At 59.1% G+C, this 2,042-nt stretch carries 3 protein-coding genes and 3 pseudogenes; 3 read left to right on the forward strand and 3 right to left on the reverse strand.

Annotation, left to right across the window (positions count from 1 at the left end; translation table 11 throughout):
* Both QZY01_RS18010 and QZY01_RS18015 read left to right on the forward strand, forming a co-directional pair.
* On the forward strand, positions 1-231 hold a 231-nt coding region (locus QZY01_RS18010), incomplete at its 5' end, for a hypothetical protein (protein WP_294539985.1).
* A 34-nt stretch (positions 232-265) separates the two neighbouring features.
* Positions 266-523 (forward strand): annotated as a pseudogene (locus QZY01_RS18015) (transposase); the annotation flags it as partial.
* Positions 524-525: 2 nt separating this feature from the next.
* On the opposite strand, the gene QZY01_RS18020 reads toward QZY01_RS18015, so the two are convergent.
* Entirely contained in the window at positions 526-1,023 is a 498-nt protein-coding gene (locus QZY01_RS18020; protein WP_294539987.1) for a transposase, read from the reverse strand.
* Between the two features lie 35 nt (positions 1,024-1,058).
* On the opposite strand from QZY01_RS18020, the pseudogene QZY01_RS18025 reads away from it, so the two are divergent.
* Positions 1,059-1,259: pseudogene (locus tag QZY01_RS18025) on the forward strand (transposase); the annotation flags it as partial.
* Here QZY01_RS18025 and QZY01_RS18030 read toward each other — a convergent pair.
* Both QZY01_RS18030 and QZY01_RS18035 read right to left on the reverse strand, forming a co-directional pair.
* Positions 1,260-1,685: pseudogene (locus QZY01_RS18030) on the reverse strand (IS630 family transposase); the annotation flags it as partial.
* 128 nt (positions 1,686-1,813) lie between these two features.
* Positions 1,814-2,042 (reverse strand): ATP-binding protein (locus QZY01_RS18035; protein WP_294539989.1); only part of this gene is annotated, 229 nt, incomplete at its 5' end.

Consider the following 2,042-nt stretch of genomic DNA (forward strand, 5'->3'; position numbering starts at 1 on the left):
AACCGACGGCGGCAGCAGAAAACCGGTTTGCCGATCAAAATTGCGGAAGTTGTCCATCGGAACGACCGTCATGGGGCGAGAATCAACGAAACGATCCTATCCTATCGCCCGCTCTTCGCTAAGTCCGACAGGCTGCTAGGGGTCATCGCAGGACAATCGGATGAATCTCCGCGTGACACGAGAGCCGGCTCGGGGAATCTGGACAGAACGATAAGTGGCTTTTCTGCCTGACAGCGTCGATGATCGGCGCGCATCAGTAGAGATTATGACCAAACGACCGCGCCGGAACCACACGCCGGCTTTCAAGGCGAAGGTGGCCATGGCCGCCCTGAAGGGCGAGAAGACGCTGACTGAGCTGGCGCAACAGTTCGATGTTCACGCGAACCAGATCACTCAATGGAAGGGCCAGCTTCTTGAAGGCGCGGCCGGGGTCTTCGGGCATGGCGGGAGCGAAGCATCGGTGCCTGTCGTCGATTTGAAGGCGCTGCACGCCAAGATCGGAGAGTTGGCGCTGGAGAACGATTCCTAAGAAACGTCAGCACCGGCTTTGGCCTCCAAGGGCTGGAGAACAAAGCCGAATGCCTTGGCTCGCCGATGTAAATTGCTGACCACGCGGGCCCGGTAACGCGTCTCATAGGACGAGGCGCCGGGATCGACATAATCCATTCCGTATCGCACGGCATTGTAGAAGAGAACGGCGATCTTGCGGGCGGTGGCGGTGACTGCCTTGGCCTTGCCGATGCGTGATGAAAGTCGCCTGCAAAAGGCGCCGAGCGCGGTGTCGGTGCGTCCGACGGCGACGGCAGCAAGACGCAGAAGCGCCGCCGCCCGAACGCCGGATCGGCGCGTTCGAGACGAAAGCATTTTCCCGCCGGAGATCTTGTTGCTCGGCGCCAGTCCCAGCCAGGAGGTAAAATGCTTTGCACTTGGCCACGAAGAGAGGTCGTCGCCGCATTCAGCGATCAGCTTCAGCGAGAGGTAAGGACCGAGGCCGTCGATTGTGGTGATGTCCTTTCCGAGCAACCCGAAAAGCGCCTCGCGGACGTCGAAAGTTATTGCTCAAAGCCGCCGGCGCCTAGCTGCGTTATCTGCCGGCCTACAGCCCCGACTTGAACCCCATCGAGAAGGCCTTTTCCAAGCTCAAGGCCCATCCGCGCAAAATCGCCGAACGATCCGTGGCCGGACTGATGCGAGCCCTCGAAACCTGCGCCGACATCTTCAAACCCGCTGAATGTGCAAATTATACCGAGCCTCTCTGATTAAAACCCATGAGCCCAATCGCGGAGTCCGATGGAATTGATGCGCCAAGGCTGATCGACGAACTTGTTCCAGGCGTCACAGCAGTGGTCGACGATATCGTCGTAGGATTTGAAGACGCGGTTCGACAGGTAATTTTCGCGCAGGAACTGCCAGACATTTTCGGTCGGATTGAGCTCCGGGCATTTGGGCGGCAACGGCAGGAGCGTGATATTTGCCGGAATGGCGAGTTTGTCCGTCGTGTGCCAACCAGCCTGATCGAGAAGCAGCACGGCATGCGCGCCCGGCGCAACTTTTTTGGCGATTTCGGCGAGATGCAGATCCATCGCAAAAGTATTGCACCTGGGCATGATGAGGGCCGCGCCCTTGCCTTCCTTGGGTGAGATCGCGCCGAAAATATAGGTCGAGGCGGTCCGTTGGTCATGCGGTATAGCGCGACCATCTGGTTGAGAGGCGCGCGACAATCAGGATGAGAATCCGGTGTCGCGGCGGCGCTAATATTCGGGGCGTTGATTGTCGCGCGCAAGAGGTTTTCGACATTGATTGTCGCGGCGCGTCAATTAGCGAGATCGGCCTCTGCGAGATTGGCTGGCGTCGCTTGGTTTGGTGGACGTCCCGGCCCTCGTTTTCGTTCGATGGCCTGACGGCGACGATAGCTTTCGACATTCAGTTCGAAGATCGTGGCGTGGTGGACGAGACGGTCGACGGCGGCGAGCGTCATGGCGGGATCGGGAAAGACCTTGTTCCATTCGCCGAACGGCTGGTTGGCGGTGATCAGCATGGAT

This window comes from uncultured Rhodoblastus sp., from assembly GCF_903903185.1.
Lineage (GTDB): Bacteria > Pseudomonadota > Alphaproteobacteria > Rhizobiales > Beijerinckiaceae > Rhodoblastus.